Raw genomic sequence first — 2,495 nt, forward strand, 5'->3', positions numbered from 1 at the left:
CTCCCGTGGTGGAGTCTCCCGTGGTGGAGTCTCCCGTGGTGGAGTCTCCCGTGGTGGAGTCTCCGGTGGTGGAGTCGGCTGGGGTGCCGGCGGGGGGTGGGGTGGTGCCGTGGGTGGTGTGTGGTCGGGGTGAGTCGGGGGTTCGTCGGCAGGCGGGTCGGTTGGCGGATTGGGTCGCGGCTGGTGGTGGTGGTGTGGGTTTGGTGGATGTGGGTGTGGTGTTGGGGGCGCGGTTGGGTGGTGATCATCGGGTGGTGGTGTCTGGTTCGGGTGTGGAGGAGTTTGTGGGGGGTTTGCGGGCGGTGGCGTCGGGGTTGTCGCCGGTGCGGCGGGTGGGGTCTCCGCGGGTGGGGTTGGTGTTTTCGGGTCAGGGTGCGCAGGTGTCGGGGATGGGTGGGGAGTTGGTGAGGCGTTTCCCGGTGTTCCGGGAGGCGTTCGAGCGGGTGTGTGGGGGGTTTGAGGGTTTGTTGCCGGGGTCGTTGGCGGGGGTGGTTGCTGGTGGTGAGGGGTTGGATGAGACGGGGTGGGCGCAGGCGGGGTTGTTTGCGTTTGAGGTGGCGTTGGCGGAGTTGTTGGAGTCGTGGGGTGTGCGGGCTGGGGTGTTGATGGGGCATTCGTTGGGTGAGGTGGTGGCGGCTTTCCGGGCGGGTGTGTGGTCGTTGCCGGATGCGTGTCGGGTGGTGGCGGCGCGGGGTCGGTTGATGCAGGCGTTGCCTGCGGGTGGGGTGATGGTGTCGGTGGGTGTGGGTGAGGAGCGGGTTCGATCGGTGTTGGGACCGGGGGTGTCGGTTGCGGCGGTCAATGGTGCGGAGTCGGTGGTGGTGTCGGGTCCTGAGCAGGCGGTGGAGGCGACTGTTGCGGGGTTGGGCCGGGTGCGGCGGTTGCGGGTGTCGCATGCGTTTCATTCGGTGTTGATGGAGCCGATGTTGGACGAGTTTGCTGCGGTGTTGGCGTCGGTGGAGTTCCGGGTGCCGGTGGTGCCGGTGGTGTCGAATGTGACGGGTCGTGTCGAGCGGGAGTTGTTCGCCGATCCGCGGTATTGGTTGTCGCATGTGCGGGACACGGTGCGGTTTGCTGATGGTGTGGGTGCGGCTGATGTTGATCTGTGGGTGGAGGTGGGTCCGCGGGCGGTGTTGACGGGGTTGATCCGTGATCTGGGTGTCGAGGCGGTGCCGCTGGCCGGTGAGGTGGCCGGGGTGTTGGCCGGGGTCGGTGAGGTGCTGGCTCGTGGTGGTGTGGTGGATTGGTCGGCGGTGGTGGGTGGCGGGGGTAGCGGGGCGGCGGTGGAGGTGCCGACGTATGCGTTTGATCGTCGCCGGTATTGGTTGGCCTCGCGGGAGCAGTCACCGTCAGGTTGGGGTTTGGCGGGTCGTGAGCATCCGGTGTTGGGTGTGGAGACGCAGGTGGCCGGCTCCGGGATGAGGGTCCTGTCCGGCCGGGTCCCGGCGGCCGGGTTGTGGGTGGATCATCGGGTGGGTTCGCAGGTGTTGTTCCCGGGTGCGGGGTTCGTGGATCTGGTGCTGGCTGCGGTTGATGGTGTGGCCGTGGCAGATCTGATGCTGCATCAGCCGTTGGTGCTCGATGGTGGTCACAGTGTTCAGGTGACGGTGGCCGGTGACCTGGTCGAGGTCAACGCTCGGGCTGAGCATGCGGCGGAGTGGACCCGGCACGTCACGGCCCGGATCGACGACCAGCCCGCCGACGATGGTGGCGGTGGTGGCGGTGGGCGGTGGGAGTGGCCGGCGGACACAGCCGTGGTCGACGTGGCGCAGTGGTATCAGCGGTTGGCGTCGGCCGGTTACGACTACGGTCCGGGGTTTGCCACGCTGACCCGGTTGGAGCACACCGAGGGCCATACCTATGCCGAGGTGTCGGTGGAGGATGCTGCCGGGTTCGAGGTGCATCCGGCCTTGCTCGACGGGGTGTTCCATGCGGTGTTGCACCGGCTCGGGATCGATCAGCCGCGGGTGCCGTTCGCGCTGACCGGGATCACCCTGCACGCCACGGGCGCCACGGGGTTGCGGGCCCGGATCACCCCGACCGGGCCGGACAGCGTCCGGCTGGAGTTGGCCGATCCGGCGGGGGAGCCGGTCGTGACCATCGACGAGGTCGTGCTGAGGGCTTTGGTGACCACCGGCCGTGATCTTCACCGGCTGACCTGGACGCCGGTCACCACCCGCTCGGAGGGTCCGGTCACGGTTTACACCCCGCCCGCTGACGACGCCTATCAGGCGGTCACGGCGACCCTGAGCACGCTGCAGGAGTGGCTGGCCGCCGACGATGACGGTGTCCTGGCGGTGCACACCCATCACGGTGTCACGGTCGAGCCGGGCGAGCCGGTCAACCAGGCCCACGCCGCGGTGACCGGTCTGGTCCGTACCGCGCAGACGGAGAACCCCGGCCGGATCCTGCTGATCGACACCGACACCCCCACACCCCCGGAACACCCACCCACCAACCACCCCCAGACCGCCACCCGAAACACCACCACCTAC

Annotated in this window: 1 protein-coding gene; it reads left to right on the forward strand. The window is 68.5% G+C overall.

The window, feature by feature from the left end; genetic code table 11:
- Positions 1-356: 356 nt before the first annotated feature.
- On the forward strand, positions 357-2,495 hold a 2,139-nt coding region (locus ACGFIQ_RS36215; protein WP_393250855.1), incomplete at its 3' end, for an acyltransferase domain-containing protein.

The organism is Micromonospora sp. NPDC048898 (assembly GCF_043198035.1).
Taxonomy (GTDB): Bacteria; Actinomycetota; Actinomycetes; order Mycobacteriales; family Micromonosporaceae; genus Micromonospora.